Source organism: Achromobacter sp. JCM 18799 (genome assembly GCF_055395645.1).
The window spans coordinates 5788084-5806414 of the sequence record NZ_AP043866.1 but is presented as its reverse complement, the minus strand read 5'-3'; the positions used below and the strand labels follow the sequence as shown (position 1 = coordinate 5806414).

At 65.4% G+C, this 18331-nt stretch carries 16 protein-coding genes, 1 pseudogene and 1 riboswitch; of the genes and pseudogenes, 7 read left to right on the top strand and 10 right to left on the bottom strand.

Annotated features, from left to right (window positions below; genetic code table 11):
• Nucleotides 1-241 precede the first annotated feature (241 nt).
• A pseudogene (locus ACZ5YA_RS27360) lies at nucleotides 242-578 on the bottom strand (AzlD domain-containing protein).
• Nucleotides 575-1324, bottom strand: coding sequence for an AzlC family ABC transporter permease (locus ACZ5YA_RS27355; protein ID WP_059371643.1), 750 nt, complete (start codon nucleotides 1322-1324; stop codon nucleotides 575-577). The pseudogene ACZ5YA_RS27360 and the gene ACZ5YA_RS27355 overlap by 4 nt, the downstream one beginning before the upstream one ends.
• Nucleotides 1325-1520: 196 nt before the next feature.
• Between ACZ5YA_RS27355 and ACZ5YA_RS27350 the strand changes: the two genes are divergently transcribed.
• The 4 genes from ACZ5YA_RS27350 to ACZ5YA_RS27335 all read left to right on the top strand — a co-directional run bounded on the left by ACZ5YA_RS27350 (nucleotide 1521) and on the right by ACZ5YA_RS27335 (nucleotide 4318).
• Nucleotides 1521-2441, top strand: coding sequence for a branched-chain amino acid transaminase (locus ACZ5YA_RS27350; RefSeq protein WP_059371642.1), 921 nt, complete (start codon nucleotides 1521-1523; stop codon nucleotides 2439-2441).
• 77 nt (nucleotides 2442-2518) lie between these two features.
• On the top strand, nucleotides 2519-2740 hold the full coding sequence (locus ACZ5YA_RS27345) for a zinc-finger domain-containing protein (protein ID WP_059371641.1): 222 nt from the start codon (nucleotides 2519-2521) through the stop codon (nucleotides 2738-2740).
• A 37-nt stretch (nucleotides 2741-2777) separates the two neighbouring features.
• Nucleotides 2778-3200, top strand: coding sequence for a YybH family protein (locus tag ACZ5YA_RS27340; protein WP_054449940.1), 423 nt, complete (start codon nucleotides 2778-2780; stop codon nucleotides 3198-3200).
• A gap of 17 nt (nucleotides 3201-3217) precedes the next feature.
• The gene (locus tag ACZ5YA_RS27335; protein ID WP_118932892.1) at nucleotides 3218-4318 is read left to right on the top strand and encodes a YheT family hydrolase; all 1101 of its coding nucleotides are present in this window, start codon (nucleotides 3218-3220) and stop codon (nucleotides 4316-4318) included.
• Between the two features lie 25 nt (nucleotides 4319-4343).
• Here the strand turns inward: ACZ5YA_RS27335 and ACZ5YA_RS27330 are convergent, their stop codons facing one another.
• Nucleotides 4344-5870 (bottom strand): M48 family metalloprotease, encoded by a 1527-nt coding sequence (locus ACZ5YA_RS27330; protein WP_059371639.1) that lies wholly within the window; start codon nucleotides 5868-5870, stop codon nucleotides 4344-4346.
• 57 nt (nucleotides 5871-5927) lie between these two features.
• Here ACZ5YA_RS27330 and galU point away from each other — a divergent pair, with 57 nt between their 5' ends.
• On the top strand, nucleotides 5928-6779 hold the full coding sequence (galU, locus tag ACZ5YA_RS27325; protein ID WP_059371638.1) for a UTP--glucose-1-phosphate uridylyltransferase GalU: 852 nt from the start codon (nucleotides 5928-5930) through the stop codon (nucleotides 6777-6779).
• Between the two features lie 28 nt (nucleotides 6780-6807).
• Here the strand turns inward: galU and ACZ5YA_RS27320 are convergent, their stop codons facing one another.
• A complete protein-coding gene (locus ACZ5YA_RS27320; protein WP_059371637.1) occupies nucleotides 6808-8253 on the bottom strand; it encodes an amino acid permease in 1446 nt (481 codons plus the stop codon).
• A gap of 84 nt (nucleotides 8254-8337) precedes the next feature.
• Nucleotides 8338-9753, bottom strand: a complete 1416-nt coding sequence (locus ACZ5YA_RS27315) for an NAD(P)/FAD-dependent oxidoreductase (RefSeq protein ID WP_464091481.1) — start codon at nucleotides 9751-9753, stop codon at nucleotides 8338-8340.
• Between the two features lie 221 nt (nucleotides 9754-9974).
• Here ACZ5YA_RS27315 and ACZ5YA_RS27310 point away from each other — a divergent pair, with 221 nt between their 5' ends.
• Nucleotides 9975-10823 (top strand): MerR family transcriptional regulator, encoded by an 849-nt coding sequence (locus tag ACZ5YA_RS27310; RefSeq protein ID WP_059371635.1) that lies wholly within the window; start codon nucleotides 9975-9977, stop codon nucleotides 10821-10823.
• 31 nt (nucleotides 10824-10854) lie between these two features.
• Here the strand turns inward: ACZ5YA_RS27310 and ACZ5YA_RS27305 are convergent, their stop codons facing one another.
• From ACZ5YA_RS27305 to ACZ5YA_RS27290, 4 genes are all read right to left on the bottom strand, one after another.
• Complete coding sequence (locus ACZ5YA_RS27305) at nucleotides 10855-11730, bottom strand: cytochrome c oxidase assembly protein (RefSeq protein WP_118932896.1); 876 nt, start codon at nucleotides 11728-11730, stop codon at nucleotides 10855-10857.
• A gap of 87 nt (nucleotides 11731-11817) precedes the next feature.
• Nucleotides 11818-12921: a porin gene (locus ACZ5YA_RS27300; protein ID WP_059371633.1), complete on the bottom strand. Its 1104-nt coding sequence runs from the start codon at nucleotides 12919-12921 to the stop codon at nucleotides 11818-11820.
• 52 nt (nucleotides 12922-12973) lie between these two features.
• Complete coding sequence (mgtA, locus tag ACZ5YA_RS27295; RefSeq protein WP_464091480.1) at nucleotides 12974-15772, bottom strand: magnesium-translocating P-type ATPase; 2799 nt, start codon at nucleotides 15770-15772, stop codon at nucleotides 12974-12976.
• A gap of 421 nt (nucleotides 15773-16193) precedes the next feature.
• Nucleotides 16194-16544 (bottom strand): hypothetical protein, encoded by a 351-nt coding sequence (locus tag ACZ5YA_RS27290; RefSeq protein ID WP_280016535.1) that lies wholly within the window; start codon nucleotides 16542-16544, stop codon nucleotides 16194-16196.
• A gap of 28 nt (nucleotides 16545-16572) precedes the next feature.
• Here ACZ5YA_RS27290 and ACZ5YA_RS27285 point away from each other — a divergent pair, with 28 nt between their 5' ends.
• On the top strand, nucleotides 16573-16872 hold the full coding sequence (locus ACZ5YA_RS27285; RefSeq protein ID WP_124260367.1) for a hypothetical protein: 300 nt from the start codon (nucleotides 16573-16575) through the stop codon (nucleotides 16870-16872).
• A gap of 109 nt (nucleotides 16873-16981) precedes the next feature.
• Here the strand turns inward: ACZ5YA_RS27285 and ACZ5YA_RS27280 are convergent, their stop codons facing one another.
• Nucleotides 16982-17986, bottom strand: a complete 1005-nt coding sequence (locus tag ACZ5YA_RS27280) for a sodium:calcium antiporter (RefSeq protein WP_118932898.1) — start codon at nucleotides 17984-17986, stop codon at nucleotides 16982-16984.
• A gap of 52 nt (nucleotides 17987-18038) precedes the next feature.
• Nucleotides 18039-18232: riboswitch (yybP-ykoY riboswitch) on the bottom strand.
• Nucleotides 18233-18331: the final 99 nt, after the last annotated feature.

Sequence of the window (18331 nt, the reverse complement as noted above, 5' to 3'; positions counted from 1 at the left end):
AGTCTGAACACGCGCAATCCGCATCCTGCGTTGCAGGCCAGGCGGCGCATTCTGGATTCGATACTTATGAGGGCAGTACCAGGCCCGGATTGCTGTGGATAACATGATTTTAGCGCAGCCGCATTACCACACGGTCCACTCGCCTTCTGAAAGGCGTTGCAAAGGCCTTCCGCCGGCTGTCAGCAAGCGCCCGCCGGGCATACCAGCAGCGTCCACTGGATGGACGTTTTGGCAACGACCTTCAGCCGGCCAGCCAGCGCAGGCCCCAGAGCGCCAGCATGCCGACGATGATGACCAGCACCGCGCTGCGGGTGCGCAGGAATACCAGGATGGCGAGCACGCCCGCGACCAGCTTGTAGTCGAACACCGGCCCCAGGCCGGCCTTCCACGGCAGCAGGTCGGGCACGATGATGGCGGTCAGGGCGGCGGCGGGCGCGTAGCGCAAGGCGCGGCGCACGCCTTCCGGCAGGGGGGATGTAATCGCCGAACAGCATGAAGCCGGCGCGCGTCAGCACGCTGCACAGCGCCAACAGCAGAATGGCGGAATAGACGTAGATCTCGGCGGGCCAGAGGGTCATGCGCGGGCCTTGAAGTAGCGTTCGGCCCAAATGCCGGCGACCACGCCCGCCACCACGGCGGCGGCCAGGCCCAGGCGCAGCGGCAGGACCTGCCCGGTCCAGGCGACCACGCCGGCAGCCAGCATGGAAATCAGCATGGGCTTGGTGTTGGCCAGCGGCACCGTGATGGCCAGCAGCGCCAGCACCGCGGCAAAGTCCAGCGACCAGTCCGTGGGCACCATGGAGCCCAGGTAGATGCCGACAATGGACGAGGTCTGCCAGACGAACCAGCCGGGCGCGATGGCGCCCAGGAAGAACCAGAGCTGCTCGCGGGTGCCGCGCACGGCCGCATCGCCAAAGCGCGGCATGAACAGCACGAAGCCCATGTCGGTCGTGAAATACCCCAACCCGAGGCGCTTGGGCCAGGACAGGTGGCGGAAATAGGGATGCAGCGCCGCGCCGAAAATGAGGAAACGCAGGTTCACCACGCAACCGGCGGCGAAGATCAGCCAGAGCGGCGCGCCGGTGGCGATGAGCGGCAGGGAGGTCAGCTGGGCGGAACCCGCGTAAAGCAGCAGGGTCATGGCCAGCGCCATGGTCTCGGTCAAGCCCGACTTGACCATGGCCACGCCGGTGACCAGCCCCCAAGTGGCGGTGGCGATCAGGGCGGGCACGATGGCGTGCACGCCAGCCCGGAATGCAGCGATACGCTCCTGGCGGACCGCGACGGGGTCTTCGGATTCAGGAAGCGCGGATTCAGAGGACAACGGCTGGCCCCTGGCGATTCGGACAGGACGACATGGAAACTCTAAGGAAAAGGAACGCACGACAACCCGTTCGCCCGCCGGGATCAGTACGCGCGGGCCTGGCGGCGCCGCGCCGGGGCGCGAATAGGCGCGTATTGTAACCTCGCCGCTTGATACAATATGGACCTCGGGATTCTTGGGCGCTTGGGAGTAGACCATGTCGATGGCAGACCGCGACGGCTTCATCTGGTATGACGGCAAGCTCGTACCGTGGCGAGACGCGACCACGCACGTCCTGACGCACTCCCTGCATTACGGCCTGTCGGTATTCGAAGGCGTGCGCGCCTACCGCTCCGAGATCGGCACAGCCATCTTCCGCCTCGAAGACCATACCAACCGCCTCTTCAATTCGGCGCACATCTACCAAATCCCCATGCCCTTCGATCGCGACACGATCAACGAGGCGCAGCGGACGGTCGTGCGCGAGAACCAGCTGGAAGCCGGCTACCTGCGCCCGCTGGTGTTCTACGGCCCCGAAAAAATGGGCGTCTCGCCCAAGGGCGCCCGGGTGCACGTGGCCATCGCGGCCTGGCCCTGGGGCGCCTATCTGGGCGAAGAGGCGCTGTCCGCGGGCATCCGCGTCAAGGTGTCGTCGTTCGCGCGGCAGCACGTGAACGTCACGATGCCGCGCGCCAAGGTGGCAACTACCTACGCCAATTCGATCCTGGCCAATACCGAGGCCCTGCAGGACGGCTACGACGAAGCCCTGCTGCTGGACACGGAAGGCTTCGTGGCCGAGGGTTCCGGCGAAAACCTCTTCATCATCAAGGACGGCGTGCTCTGCGAGCCTGAGATCGCCTCCGCCCTGACTGGCATTACCCGCTCCACCATCCATGCGCTGGCCGCCGACCTGGGCCTGCGCGTAGTGACCAAGCGCCTGACGCGCGACGACGTCTACATCGCCGACGAGGCGTTCTTCACCGGCACGGCCGCCGAAGTGACGCCCATCCGCGAAGTGGACAACCGCCAGATCGGCTCCGGCCAGCGCGGCCCGATCACGGAGAGGCTGCAGAAAGCATTTTTTGACGTGGTGAATGGCCGCAACCCGAAGTACCATCACTGGCTGAGTAAAGTCTGATCCGCGCGGTCCGGTCCCTGACCTGGCCGCATCATTGCCCCAACCTGCCGATTACCGGTTTTTTTTCAGGAATATCCATGACCGCTGCTGCTCCGGCCGCCGTCCCCCACCCCCACGAAGTCATCGAGGTCGGCGCCGACGACCTGCCCGTGTTCTGTCCGGGCCCCAAGGCGCCGCTCTGGAGCATGCATCCGCGCGTGTTCCTGGACGTGGCCCGCACCGGCTCCGCCAGCTGCGCCTACTGTGGCGCCGAGTACCGCTTGAAGCCCGGCACCGTATTGCACGGCCACGGGCACTGAGTCACCCGCTCTACAACGTCCACCCGTTTCCGCCGCCATGTTCGCCACGCCCGAAGAAGCAGAGCACGCGTTCTACGAAGCCCTCGACCAGGCGGACGTCGTACGCCTGATGCAAGTGTGGGCAGACGACGAGGAAGTCGTCTGCATCCATCCGGGGGGCCTGCGCATCGTCGGCCACTCGGCGGTGCACGATTCCTGGCAGCAGGTGCTGGCCAACGGCCCCCTGCATGTGCGTCCGTTGCGTCCGCTGGTCATGCTCAGCATGATGTGCGCGGTGCACGTGCTGGTGGAACAGGTGGCGGTGCAAACGCGGGAAGGCACGCAATTCGCCAATTGCTACGCCACCAACATCTACCACAAGGGGCCCACCGGCTGGCGCATGGTCATGCACCATGCCTCGCCGGCGCCCACGGAAGCCGGGGTGCTCGACTTGCACGACGTACCCGACATGCTGCACTGAATCGGGTGGATTTTTAGTTGGCCGCTGCTCGTCTTGATACAACGCCCTGCCCCGTCCCCTCCTGGTTGCCCGGAGGCGACAGCCAGACGGTTTACGCCGCCCTGTTCGCGCAGTATCACCGCATCGCATTCGTGCGCGAACGGGTAGACACGCCCGACACCGATTTCGTCGACTTCGATTGGACCGGTCCGGGCCTGTTCCCGCACAAGTCCGCCGACGGCGCGCCCGTCAGCGGCCAGCGTCCGGTCGCCAATGGCAAGACCGCCGCGGCCCGGTGGATGACGGATGCGGACTGGAAGTCCCTGCCGCATACGCCCGATACGCCGGCCCTGATCCTGTTCCACGGCCTGGAAGGCGGCAGCAACAGCCGCTATGCGCAGTCCATCGCGCATCACTTCCGTGCGCGCGGCTGGATCGTGGTGATCGCGCATTTCCGCGGCTGTTCGGGCGTGCCCAACCGCCTGGCGCGCGCCTACTACTCGGGCGATTCGGCCGAGGTCGGCTTCATGCTGAATACTGTGCGCCAACGCATTCCACATGCGCGCTGGCATGCGGTCGGCGTATCGCTGGGGGGCAACGCCCTGCTCAAGTACCTGGGCGAACACCAGGAGGACACCGGCTGGCTGACGGCCTGCGCGGGCGTGTCCGTGCCGCTGGACCTGGTGGCCTGCGGCAAGACGCTGTCCACCGGCGTGTTCAACCGCAGGGTCTACACCGCCCACTTCCTGAAGACGCTCAAGCACAAGGTGCTGGAGAAGGCGCACCGCTATCCCGGCGCCGTGGACGTCATGCGCATCGCCCATGCGCATGATCTGCGCGAGTTCGACGACACCTACACCGCGCCCATGCACGGTTTTCGCAATGCGCTGGATTACTGGACGCGGGCGTCCAGCAAGCCCTGGCTGCCGAAGATATCCGTGCCGACACTGGTGCTCAATGCCCGCAACGATCCCTTCGTGCCGGCAGCCTCGCTGCCGACGCCCGAGGAATGCTCGTCCACCGTCCTGCTGCATCAGCCCACGGATGGGGGACATGCCGGTTTTCCGACCGGCAGCTTCCCCGCCCACCTGAACTGGCTGCCGCAGCGGCTGGGACGCTTCTTCGAAACTGGCCAGTAGGTCGCAGCGGCGCCCTGCCCGGCGCTCAACCCGACTTGAAGCGTTCCAGCAACTGGCGCTCTTCGGCCAGCTTGTCCTTCACTTCCTTGATCTGCACGTCGATCTGCGACTGCTCGTAGAAGTCGGTGGACATGTTGCGCGCCTGCTGCAGCTGCGACTCCGCGGCGGCGTATGCGCCAGTCATGACGTAGTAGCGCGCCTGGTCGCGGCGCGCAGCCACCGGCTTGCCATTGCGGTCTTCGCTCTGCGCCAGCATCTGGTAGAGGCTGGGTTCGTCGCTGCCCCATTGCTTGATCTTGGCCCGCAGGTACTCCTGCGCGTCCGTGTGGCGGCCGACGCTTTGCAACGCCTGGGCATAGGCAATGCCCAGGGCCCGATGCCCGGGCCAGCGCTTGGTGCCGGCCTGGGCCAGCTCCAGCGCCCTGGGGTACTCCTTGCGGGCCAGGGCAATATCCACGCTGAGCTTGGCCAGCTGGGCCGAGCTGCGGCCGTCCGCCGACGCCAGGCTCCAGTTGCGCTCGGCATCAGCCAGGTTGTTGCGCTGGAACGCCTGCAGCGCCAGGCCGTAGTAGGCGGCCGACTTGCGCACGCCCGACAGCGCCTGGGCCTCGTCCTGCAATTGCTGGCCGGCGGTACGCAGGCTGACCGCGTCGCGGCCCTGCACCACGCGCATCTTGGCGCGTATGTACCAGAAGTCGTCGCTATCCACGTGGCGCGCCACGGGAGACTGGTTGCGCACCCGATTCTGCACGTCCGACATGCGCTCGATGGACAGCGGGTGGGTGCTGGCCCAGGAGCCGCCGCCCGCGCCTTCGTTCAGGCGCGACGCGTTCATCAGGCGCCCGAACATCTGCGCCATGCCTTCGGCGTCGTAGCCCGCCTTGGTCAGCATCTGCAGCCCTGCCCGGTCGGCTTCGCGTTCCGCGTCGCGCGAAAAGCCCAGCTGGCGGTTGATGGCCGCAGCCTGGCCGAATGCCGCCACGCCCATCGCCAGGTTGCCGCCGCCCCCGGCCAGGGCCGCCAGCAGCGCCCCCGCCAGGCTGGCCAGCATCACCATGCTGTTCTGGTTCTGCTGGGTCATGCCGCGGGCGATGTGGCGTTGCACGACGTGGCCGATTTCGTGCGCCAGCACCGCCGCCAGCTCGGATTCGCTGGCGGAAGCCACGATCAGCCCGGTATTGACGCCGATGAAGCCGCCGGGCATGGCGAAGGCGTTGATTTCGGGGTCGCGCACGCCGAACATCTCGACCTCGGGGACCGCGCCGGGCGCGAAGGCCGCCAGCTTGCGCCCCATGGTGGTGAGGTACTGGCTGAGTTCGGAATCGTCCACATAGGTCGGGTCGCGCCGCCCCTGGGCCATGATGGCTTCGCCCAGGCTGCGTTCCAGCGCGGGGGACAGTTCAGCGGCGGAGGCCGCGCCCATCGAGGGCAGGCCTACGGGCTGCGCCCAGGCGGCGATGGGGATGGCGGGCACGGCCAGGGCCACGGACAGCCCGACGATTGCACCCCGTTTCGCAATCGAGCAAATGGATGGCATTTTCCTGCGGTTCATAAGCCTATGATAGCGATGCGCTTAAAATGTTTCATCGATAGCCCCAACGAGGTCTCAATGCGTCCTGTCCGTAAAGCTGTTTTCCCTGTCGCCGGCATGGGTACGCGCTTCCTGCCCGCCACCAAGGCAATGCCCAAGGAAATGCTGCCCGTGGTCGACAAGCCGCTGATCCAATACGCCGTGGAAGAAGCCGTGGCCGCCGGGATCACCGACCTCATCTTCGTGACGGGGCGCAACAAGCGCGCCATCGAAGACCACTTCGACTCCGCGCCGGAACTCGAATCGGACCTGGAAAGCAAGGGCAAGCACGAGCTTCTGGCCATGGTGCGGGGCATTCTACCCGCGCATGTGAATTGCCTCTATATCCGCCAGTCGGCTCCGCTGGGACTGGGCCACGCGGTGCTGTCGGCCGCGCCTGCCGTGGGCGACGAACCCTTTGCCGTGCTGCTCGCCGACGACCTGATCGACGCCGAACAGCCCGCGCTGAAGCAGCTGATCGACGTGGCCGTGGCGCAGAACGCCAGCGTGCTCGGCGTGCAGGACGTGCCGCGCGTGGACACCCGCAAGTACGGCATCGTGGCCACCCGCCAGGGGGATGCCAGCGCCAACGGCCGCACGGAACGCGTCACCCATATCGTCGAAAAGCCCGACCCTGAAGCCGCGCCGTCGACGCTCGCCGTGGTGGGCCGCTACGTGCTGGAAGCCGCGATCTTCGACCACCTGCGCTCGACCAAGATGGGCGCCGGCAACGAGATCCAGCTGACCGACGGCATCGCCTCGCTGATGCGCGAGCGCGCCGTGTATGCGCACCGCTATGAAGGCGTGCGCTACGACTGCGGCAGCAAGGCCGGCATGTTCCAGGCCACCGTGGCGCTGGGCAAGAAGTACCACGGCCTGCTGCCGGAATAGCCGCAAGCCTGCGGCCATTCATGCCGCGTCAAGGCTTGAGCGCCGCGGCCTCGCTCAGGCCGTTCAAGCCTTGTCCCGGAATCCTCCGCGCCGCGGGCTCCTGGGCCTTCGGCCCGCCAATGCCGAAGCGCTGCGCCGCCACGCCCATCAGGACGATTACAGCGCCCAGCGCGGAGGTGTACGCCACCTCCTGGCGATACGTTCCCTCCAGCACCATCGTCAGCAAGGCTGCGCAGATGAACAGGATGACCGCCCAGGTCAGCCAGGGAAACAACCACATCTTGAACTTCAGCTCGACTCCCTGAGCCTGCAGGCGTTGCCGCATGCGCAGTTGGCAGCATGCGATGGTCAGGTAGACAAACAGCGCCACGCAGCCCGTGGTTTGCATGAGGACGTCGTACAGGTCCATCGAGGACGTCGCCATCATGTAGACGGCAACGAATGCGAACACGCTGGATATGACCACGCCCACGTACGGCGCGCCCGAGGAAGCGCCAGTGACAGCCATGATGCGATGCGCGTCGCCGCGGCGGGCCAGCGAATAGAGCATGCGCGATGAGACATACAGCGCCGAGTTGAAGCAGCTGCAGACCGAGGTCAGCACGATGGCGTTGACGATCAGCTGCGCGTACGGAATGCCCATCGCGTCCAGCACCACGTTGTAGCTGCCGCGCGTCGGGTCGACCAGGGCGGGGGTGTCATAGGGCACCAGGCAAACCACCAGAAAGATGGACCCTACATAGAACAGGCAGATCCGCCAGACCACCGATCGGATGGCTTTCACGATTTGGCCGCCGGGCTCGGAGGTCTCACCCGCCGCCACCGTGACGACTTCCGCGCCCATCATGGCGAACATGATGCCCAGCAATGCGGTGACCACGGCGCCGGGTCCATTGGGCATGAATCCCCGATCGGTGAGATTGGACATGCCGCCGGCATCGCCGAAGGGCCACAGGTGCACAACCGCCAGCGTGCCGACCACCAGGAACAGGACGATGGCCACCACTTTGATCAGGCCGAACCAAAACTCGAATTCCCCGTAGTTCCTGACGTTCATGAAGTTGACGCCTATCAACCCTAGCGTCAGGAGCAGCGCGTAGACCCAATTGGGCGCCACGGGGAACCAGCCATGCAGAATCTGTCCCGCGACATAGGCTTCCCAACCCATCAGCAGCGCCCAGAAGTACCAGTACAGCCAACCGATGGTGAAACCCGCCCAGCGCCCGATAGCGCGATCCGCGTAGGTCGAAAAAGAACCGGTATCGGGCTGGGCCACGGCCATCTCGCCCAGCATGCGCATGACCAGAAACACCAGGATCCCGCCGCCCAGATAGGCCAGGATCACCGCCGGCCCGGCCAGCGCGATCTGCTTGCCCGACCCCACAAACAAGGCTGCGCCGATGACCCCCGCAATGGAAATCATCGTCATGTGGCGCGATTGCAGCCCACCCTTGAGTCCCTCACCCTTAGACATGCTTTCTCCTTTTACCGCGCCCCCGGTATGGAACGCGCTTGTTTTGGTTATCCCGCGCAGGCCTGATGCACGGCGCGCTTGACGCTAGTCCTCAAGTCCTGCGGGCGCGAACCCAGCCAGGAGCACGTCAAGCCAGCGCGGCGCAAGATCCCGCGCTTCACGCTCTTCCTTTCTACGCACGGCGTTGCGGACCAGCGAACCGCCGAAGTACTTGATGGGTTCGGGCGGAAACCGCTTGGTCTTGCGGTCGACCAGGGCGCAGCGGCGCCACACATCGTTGCGATCCAGGGCCAGGCTTGCCAGAATCCTGCCGCCCAACAGGCTGGGCGCGACGCCGTTGCCGCTCCAACCCACTCCGTAGTGGATGTGTCCGGTACCGGCCAGGGTGCCGAAAACGGGCAGGCTGTCGTAGGTCCGATCGATCGGACCCGACCACGCATGCGAGACGCGCACGTCGGCAAGCATCGGGTAGGCGCGGCGGAAATCCTGCTCCGCCATCAGGCAGCTTTCTTCGTGGCGGCTGAAGGTGGCGTCGATGACGCCTCCCCGGGAAAGCGCGCCCGTGCCCTTGCCGTATGCGATTCGCCCGTCCCGCGTGGTCCGGTAGTACCCGACCATCAACTGCGAGTCGGTGATGGCTTCGCCCCCCGTCCAACCCAGCGCGGCCAGGCGCTCGGGAATCGCCTGCGTCACGACGATGGAACTGTTGACGGGCACGATCAGCCTTGAGATTTCAGGAATGGCGGCGGCCCATGCATTCGTCGCCAGCACGACGCTTTTGGCCAGTATCGTGCCCGAGGCGCTACGGATCACCGCCGGATAGCCGTGGCTCAACTCCAGCACCGGCGTGTTTTCGTGGATCACGATGCCGCGCTCCAGGGCCACCCTGCGCATGCCTCGCACCAGCCTTGCCGGCTGCACCGTGGCGTTGCCGCGTTCGAACACGCCCGCCCTGTGCATGCGAGACCCGGTTCGACGTGCGACGTCCTCCGGCAGCATGTGCTCGAAGGGACGCGCGCCGACCCGGGCGCAGGCCTGGAGCGTGCCCTCCCATGACTCCTGCTGCGCATCGGAAGTGGCCGTCCAGAGCCATCCCCCGCAGCGAAAGTGCGCATCGATGCGATGGCGGCCGCAGAACTGTGCGATTTCATCGATGGCGCGTTCCGAGGCCCGGGCCAGGAACAGCGCATCGTCGACATCCGCGAAAGCAAGCAGCGAAGCGATTTTCGGCCACCAGGACATGGCCATGCCGCCGTTGCGCCCTGAAGCGCCTCCGCCGCAGACGTCCCGCTCCAGGACCACGACCTTGGAGTGAGGGCTGAGTTCCTTGATGCTCAACGCCGTCCACAGACCTACATAGCCTCCACCGATAATCACGATGTCGGCGGCCTGACTGCCGGTCAGCGGCGCACTTGCCTGCAAGGCGGGTTCCGCCTCCCGCATCCAGAAACTGCGTTGCAGGAAAGGTCCGGCCTGGCTTGAATGGTGTGAAATGATCATGAGCAAAGCGGCCCAATCTGTCCGCGCCTGAAATCAAATATATCTACATAATTTCTGTAGGTTGCGATCCTATAGAAGCTGATTTTCGGAAAAAATAGGGGCTTTCCCCCATATTTCCGGTCCTATCATGAAGGATCGTGTTTATATAATTTATCTATATATATTCTGTATGTTCTGCCAGAACAGACCGTCCACCGCGCCAGCACAGGAACTTCACTTGCATGTCTGAGTATCGAATCGGCGACGTCGCGCGCCTCACAGGCACGAACATCTCGACGCTGCGGCTATGGGAGCAACACGGCCTCCTCGTTCCGGCGCGCACCGAAACGGGACAGCGCGTCTACTCAGATGCGGATCTGGCCCGGGTATCCCATATCGTTCGTCTGCGGCAGATCAACGGCCTGAACATGCCCGCGATCCGTCGCGTGCTGGAGGAGTCGCAGGCCGGATCGGCGTCCACGGCGCCACCATCGCCCGCCTCGGGCGCCACGGCATCTCAAGCCCGCGAAATAGCTGACGCGGCCGCGCTCGGACTGCGCTTTCGCACCGCGCGCCGAAGCGCGGATCTGTCGCTGAAAGAGGCGTCGGACGAAACCAGCCTGCCCGTGTCCTTCATTTCGACCTTTGAACGGACGGGCCGCGGGGCCACCGTCGCAAGCCTGAAGCTGCTAGCCACCTGTTATGGCACGTCGCTGACGGCCCTGTCGGAAGTACCGCCCAAGCCGTCGCGCAACGCGGCAGAGGTCGTGCGCAAGGGTCAGGAAATACACGCCCCGTCGTTCGGCGCGGGCATCCAGATCCTGCAGCTGGCAACGAGCCTGCCTTCGCTCGACTGCCAGAAATGGGTTCTGGCGCCGGGCGCCCGCAGCGAAGGCGCCTATACGCACCATGGAGAAGAGTGCATCCACGTCATCGCCGGCGAATTCAGCATTACGGTCGATCTGGCGGCGCCGGTGACCTTGCGCGCCGGAGACAGCATCTCGTTCCTTAGCGGGCGGCCGCATTCGTGGAAAGTCGTCGGCGAGGAAACCGTGGAACTGTTCTGGGTCAATACGCCGAAGAGCTTCTGAGCCCGGCGGCGTACGCCACCCGCCGCGGTTCTCAGGCCGAAGCGGCGCGAGCGCGGGCCTTGGAGCGGGCCAGCGCTTCGCGATCCGCCTTGCGCAAGCGCCCCTTGGCCGATAGCCGCATCAAGGTTCCCAGGGCCACCATCAGGCCGATCACCTCGACCAGCGCCGCCGGAATCCACATGGTCAGGCCGCCTATGGTCTGGTCGGTCTGGGCCGACATGGCGATGGCGCGGCCGCATAGTTCGAACAGCGGATAGATGTCGCTTTCGGTGAAGGCGATGACTGCGCCCGCCACCATCTGCGGCAGCATCGTCAGCACGGGCGAAATGACCCGGCCGCCCGGCGTCATGGCCGCCGGCGGCGCGGGCCGGCGATCCAGGATCAGGTTCCAGTACATGAAGCCGCTGATCACCACCGACCAGTTCATCAGGCGGTAGAGACGCCAGTCCAGCATGGAATAGAACTGCACCGACGGAATCAGCCAGACCAGCACCAGGAAGACGAACAGCGTCGGCACGAAGATCTTGTGGGTCAGCACCGCCACCGTCGCGCGGCCGGCGCCGGTGCGCAGGAAGTCACGCAGGCGGATGCGCCAGCGCATGGGCAGGCCCGCCCGCATCACCTGTCCCGGGAACGCCGCCATCACCAGCAACGGCCCCAGATGGTGCAGCACCAGATGCTGGATGCGGTGGATGAAGAACATGCGTTCGGCGTAATAGTCCAGCCGGGTATGCATGGACAGGTACAGCAGCACCATGCCGGTCCAGAACAGGATGCTGCGGGCGGCGGTCACGCGATGGACCTTTTGGCCGCGCACGAACAGCACGATGGCCACCAGGAAGGAGGCCACCAGCGTGGGAGAGAACTCCCAGGGTATGAGCCATTCGAGACTATCCATGCAAACCATCCGGAAAACGTCGGGGCTGTACGAGGACGGGCGCCATGCGCCGCACCCGCCGATTGTAGTTGACCCCGGCCCGCCCTGCCCCGGCGCTCAGAAACGGTGCGAAATGCCCGTGCCCACCCGCGTGGTGTGGGAGCGGGCAGGATCGAACTGGTCGTCCAGCGTGTAGTTCGACGCATAGCCGGCGAAGGCATAGAGCGTCGTGCGCGCAGACAGGCTGTAGGTATAGCCCAGCGTCATCACCTGCGCATTGCGCGCCGTCATGCCGTTGTCCCAATGCCAGTCCGGGTGCGCCAGCGACCATTGCACCAGCACGGCGCCGGGTCCGACCGGCACGCTGGCCCCGACCAGCCAGGCATCGACCGTGCCGCCGCGCACGAAGGCAGCCGGCCCCAGGCCCATGCCCAGCCCGTCCGGATCGCCCCCGTCCAGCCCGACATCGCCGTTGCGCTGGCGCGACCATGCCAGGGACAGCTTCAGCACCTCGAAGTCATAGGAGGCGCCCAGCTGCACCGCTTGCGGCCGTCCATTGCTGCCCGGCGGGGCGTCGGCCAGGCGCAGTTGGTCCCAGGTGGCGATCGCCAGCAAGGGTCCGTCCTCATATTTCAGGCCGAGGCTGAGCGCGCGGTTGTTGTTGGCCGTTTTGAACTGGTTGCGGTCGTCGGCGTCGAAGGAGTAACCGATGCCGGCCTGGAAACCGCCCCAGACAGGTGTGTAGTAATTGACCAGGTTGCTGAACTGGTAGTTGTCGGACGCCTTGAAGGTGGCGCCCATGCCCATTTCCTTCCAGGACGCGATTTCCAGGGAATTGCCGTAGACCTGGCCTATGGTGTGCTGGCGCCCCAGCCGCAGGTCGCCGAAGCTGTCATGTCCCAGGCCGACCCAGGCGGCGTAATTGAAGAAGCGGTCGTCGTCGGCCCGCTTGCCCGACGAAGGATCGAAGCCGCTTTCCAGCTGGAACCTGGCGCTCCAGCCCCCGCCCATGTCTTCCGCCCCCGTCATTCCCCATAGCGAATCGGTCAGTCCGCCATTGAGCAGACCGCTGTGGCTGCCCTGCCCCGAGACCGTGGTGACGGCCACCCCCGCGTCCACCACGCCGTACAGCGACAGCCCCTGCCCGGTCTCGGCGCTACGCGCCGCCAGGGGAAGGGCCAGGCCCACTGCCATCAGCGCGGCAAAAGTAGCGATTCTCATGCGTTTCTCCTGATTGCGCGGCGGGCTTGCGACCGCCGCGGGCCTTATCGACTTATTGCCAACCGTAGCGGCGGACCCAGATTCCCTTCAGCAACTGCGTCAGCGTGCAGTAGGCCAACAGGATGCCGACCAGCCAGGGGAAGTAGCTCCATGGCAGCGGCTGCAGCTGGAGGTACTCGGCCAAGGGCGAAAACGGCAGCAGCAGCCCCATCGTCACCACCATCAGGGTCATGCCCATCAGCGGCCACGCGGCGCGGCTTTGCAGGAACGGGATCTTGCGCGTGCGGATCATATGGACGATGAGCGTCTGCGACAACAGGCCTTCGACGAACCAGCCCGATTGGAACAGCGTCTGGTGTTCCGCGGAGTTGGCCTGGAAGATGTACCACATGAGCGCATAGGTGGCGATATCGAACACGGAGCTTATCGGACCGAAAAACACCATGAAACGGCCCAGGCCATCGGGGTCCCATTGCTGGGGTTGCTTCAAGAGTTCTTCGTCGACGTTGTCAAACGGAATGGCGGTCTGGGAAATGTCGTACATCAGGTTCTGCACCAGCAGATGAATGGGCAGCATCGGCAGGAACGGCAGGAAGGCGCTGGCCACCAGCACCGAGAAGACATTGCCGAAGTTCGAGCTGGCCGTCATCTTCAGGTACTTGAGCATGTTGCAGAAGGTTTTGCGGCCTTCGATGACGCCGTCTTCCAGCACCATCAGGCTCTTTTCCAGCAGGATGATGTCCGCGGCCTCTTTCGAGATATCGACCGCCGAATCCACGGAGATGCCCACGTCCGCCGCCCGCAGGGCTGGCGCGTCGTTGATGCCGTCGCCCATGAAGCCCACGGTGTTGCCCTGGGCCCGGAGGCTGCGCACGATGCGCTCCTTGTGGGCCGGCGTGAGCCGCGCGAACACGTTGGCCTCGCGCACCGCGGCGGTCAGTTGCGCCTCGTCCATCGCTTCGATATCGGCGCCCAGATAGACCTTGCGCACCTCGAAATCCACCTCGCGGCAGACCTTCTGCGTCACCAGCTCCACGTCGCCGGTCAGCACCTTCACCTCGATGCCGGAATCCTTGAGCGCCTTGAGCGCGGGAGCGGTGGATTCCTTGGGAGGATCCAGGAAAGCCATGTACCCGACCAGCACCAGATCGGACTCGTCGGCCACGCCGTAGGTTTGCTGGGTGGGCGGCATTTCCTTGACGCCGACCGCGATGACGCGCAGGCCGTCGCGGTTCAGGTCCGCCGTCACCCGGCGGATGTCGGCCCGGCGGGCAGCGGTCAGCAGATGCTCTTCGTGGCCCACACGCAGGCGGGTGCAAACCGCCAGCATCTCTTCCAGCGCGCCCTTGCAGATCAATTCGTGATGCTCGCGGCCGTTCTCGGTCTCGTTGACCACCACCGACATGCGGCGCCGGGAAAAGTCGAAGGGAATCTCGTCGACCTTGCGGTACTTCGCCGCCAGATCCAGCTTGCGCTCGACCTCGGCGTGCTGCAGCACCGCCACATCCAGCAGGTTCTTCAGGCCGGTCTGGTAGTAGCTGTTGAGATAGGCGTAGGCCAGCACGTCGTCGCTGCTGGCGCCGTACACATCGGTGTGCCGTTCCAGCACGATGCGGTCCTGGGTCAGGGTGCCGGTCTTGTCGGTGCACAGCACGTTCATCGCCCCCAGGTTCTGGATGGCGTCCAGCCGCTTGACCACGACCTTGCGGCGCGACATGCGCACGGCGCCCTTGGCCAGGGTGGCCGTGACGATCATGGGCAGCATTTCAGGCGTCAGGCCCACGGCGATGGCCAGCGCGAACAGCAGCGCTTCCATCCAGTCGCCCTTGGTGAAACCGTTGATCAGCATGACGATGGGCGCCATGACCAGCATGAAGCGGATCAGCACCCAGCTCACGCGGTTGATGCCTTGCTGGAACTGGGTCGGCGCGCGGCTGGTCTGCGTGACGCGTCCGGCCAACTGGCCGAAGTAGCTGCGCGAGCCGGTGGCCACCACCAGGGCGCTGCCCGAGCCGCTGACCACGTTGGTGCCCATGAAGGCCATGTTCTCAAGTTCCAGCGCGTTGGCGGTCTCGCTGCGCTGCGTGGCGTACTTTTCGACCGGCAGCGATTCGCCCGTCAGCGCGGCCTGCGCAACGAACAGGTCCTTGGCATTCAGGATGCGGCAGTCGGCGGGAATCATGTCGCCCGCGGACAGCAGCACCACGTCGCCCGGCACCAGCTCCGCCAGCGGCACCTCGACCTGGCGCGATCCGCTGACATGCAGCGCCACGCCGAAGAATCGGCGGGCGTCGCCCTCGGCGTCGGCTGCCGGGTCGCTGCGCAGCACCGTGGCGGTGTTCTGCACCATGGCCTTGAGCGCCTCGGCGGCGCGATTGGAGCGCTGCTCCTGCGCAAACCGCAACACAGTGGAGATGAGCACCATTGCGCCGATGATGAATACCGCCGTCCAGGACTGGTCGTCGGGTTCGGCCATGCGCACGTCGGTGAGCCAGGACAGCGCCGCCAGCGCGGTCAAAAGCAAGTTGAACGGATTGCGATAGGACAGCCAGAGATGCGTGTACCAGGAGAGCGGCTTTTCGTGGTCGACCTCGTTGGCGCCGTAGCGTTCGCGCGCGGTCTGGGCCTGGGCCTCCGACAGTCCGCCGCGGCTGCTGCCGAACAGGGCGAACAAGGCGCCGAAGCCCATGCGCGACAGGTCCAGCATCTGGCGGTTGGCATGGCGCGCGGTATCGGAGGACGCGGCGGCCGTCGTGGCGCCGCGCTCGGGCATGGGCGAACGGCGGAAATGTCTTGCGCTATGGCGCAGGCCCGCCGCCGACGTAAAGAAGGACTTGAGAAACTTGAACATCGGAGTGCTCCGGTTGTACGTGTAGTTCTTGGAGACACGGACGACCCTGCCCGCTGGCGGCTGCGCGCAGGCGGCAGCGGTCCGCGGCTTTCGCGCAGAAAGCCGTCAAACCGTCGCGTACAGGCGTGCGCAGGCGCCGGGGCAATGTTGCCGGTATCCGGATCGCATGAAATGCGCCGGGTGCGGAAAACGGATGGGAGCTAGCGGAGGAATCGGTACCGGCGGCAGAGGCGCACGCGACGTGGGCCAGGCCGGCGATTCTTGGCTGCGGACTCCGTACGGGCCAGGATGACTATCCTGCCTGTCGGCTCGCAGCGAGGAGACAGGTCAGACAGGCATGCCGGCGCCGCGCACTGGGCGCAATCGAGGCTCGGGGTCTAAGGCACTAGGCATGATCTCTCCTGTGGAAGAAAGGGCGGCTTCAGGCCAGCGCAGCCTGCGTGACTGGCGTGGCTTGCGTGCCGAAGTGCACGTGGCGCACGGCGGGATTGGCGCTCAGGCGGCGCGCCTGCGACATCAGTTCGCCCCGCAATTCCGGGGGACAATTGACGGTGATGCAGGCGGATGCCATGCCAGGATCCCGACCCTGGTCGATCTGCACCTGCGAGACGTCCAGGCCGGCGGCGCTGAAGTCCAGGCAGATCTGCTTGCGCAAGGCGCCCAGCTCGTCGCGCGGACAGATGACCGTCAGACGCGAAGTGCCGCGGCGGCGGCCCAGGGCGGTGGCGCGGTCCACGCCGGCGCGGCGTAGGAACAAGTCGAAGAAACGCATAACGACCTCCATTGCAAGAATGGGGAGCGTGATCGCGAATACGCGCGCGCCCGCGCTGCGTTCGGCGGACAGGCACGACAAACGTGCACGAACGCTGACGCTGCGGATTGCGGCGGTTCTGGCGGTTTACGTTGGGGAGTTTCCCGGCAAGCCGCTGGCTTGCGCGATTGTCCGGGCTTGCGCCTGGAGCTTGGGATACAACCGCAACCTGTTCAACAGGCTGCGGCAGACGGAGTTCTGCGTGGACCTGTTAAACAGCGACGTCGATGCAAGATCGACAACTTTCGCCGGAATCGGTATTCACGAAGACTGCTCCTGGGATGGATAACGGGCAGAAGTTTACGCGGGTTTCCACTTATGGACAAGGCTTTTGGGGCCAAATCGGGCCTGAATGTGGAAAAAACCGCGGGGGCCGAGGCCCCGCGCGCAACGCACTGTCAAGCGTAGAAGTGCCAGCCCAGATAGGCGGCGAACACGGCATACAGTCCGCCCACCGCCGACAACGCCGGCACGCTCATGACCGAACGGCGGAAACGCAGCCACAAGAGGCTGATCGACAGCATCGTGAAGAGGCCCGCCGCCAGCAAGGGAGCGTCCAGCAGCCAGGGCGTCATGAAGATGCCCAGCGCGCTGGGAATGGTCGCCTGGATCATCATGGCGCCCGAAATGTTGGCCAGCGCCAGCCGTTCCTTGCCCTGGCGCACCCAGATCAGCGCGTTCATGATTTCCGGCAGCTCGGTCGCCACCGGCGCCAGCAACAGCGCGGCCACATGAGGCGACGCGCCCATGGCCACGCCCAGCAGCTCGATCTGGTTCACGAACACATGCGATGCCCCGGCGATCACGACCAGCGCCAGTATCGTCTGCGTGACCGCCCAGAACATGCTCGGATCCTCGTCGCGCGGGCGCAGCTTCAGTGGCTCGAGGTCTTCGCTGGCCAGGCTTTCCTCGTCGTTGCTGAGTTCGCGCTTGACGTAAAGGCCGTAGGTGGCCAGAAACAGGATGCCCAACCAGGGCTTCCAGGCAAAGGCCAACAGGCCCAGGCCCACCTTGAAGATGAAGATGCCCATGAACCAGGCCTGGTCGCGGGCCAGCCGGCGCTGGTCCGCGTTGATACAGTCCGCCTGCGTGGCGCGTCCGCGGCGCGCGCGCCACAAAGCCAGGCCGACCACCGCATACGCCAGCGTCGCGAGCACCAGCGGGCCGCCCATGGCGGCGCCTACGCCTATGTCTTTTTGCTCGGGGGTTTCGCCGAACACGACGGCCATGAAAGTCACGGCGCTTTCCGGCAAGGCCGTGCCGAACGCGGCGAGCACGGTGCCGGTGGCGGTGGCGCCCAGCTGGAAGCGATGGCCGACCCATTCGACGCCGTTCACGAAGAACTCGCAGGCGAAGTAGATCACTGCCGCTGACAGGAAAAACAGGAACAGAGTGAGAAACATATAGGCGAGCCGGACGAGCAGAAACCAATTGGCGCGACGTCGCGGCTCGCCCGGCTGGGGTGAACGCAACGCGGCCAAAGGTCTCGCCTGGCTGATCCATGCGGCGATGCCGCCGTGCATGGATACCGCTACTAGCGCCATGGAGTTCTAGCGGCTGCTGCGCAGCGCTGAACCACCAAGTCTGTTGACGCTAGCTCCTTTGTGGGGACAAAGGATGGCTACTCCCCAATGACAGAGCCGCGATTGTAGCAGCTTGCCCCGCGCGGTCCAGCGAATTCCGCGCGCCCCTTGCGGGCTGTCGCAACCCGGGGATGGCAGGTAAAGTAAACGGCATCCTCACCCTGC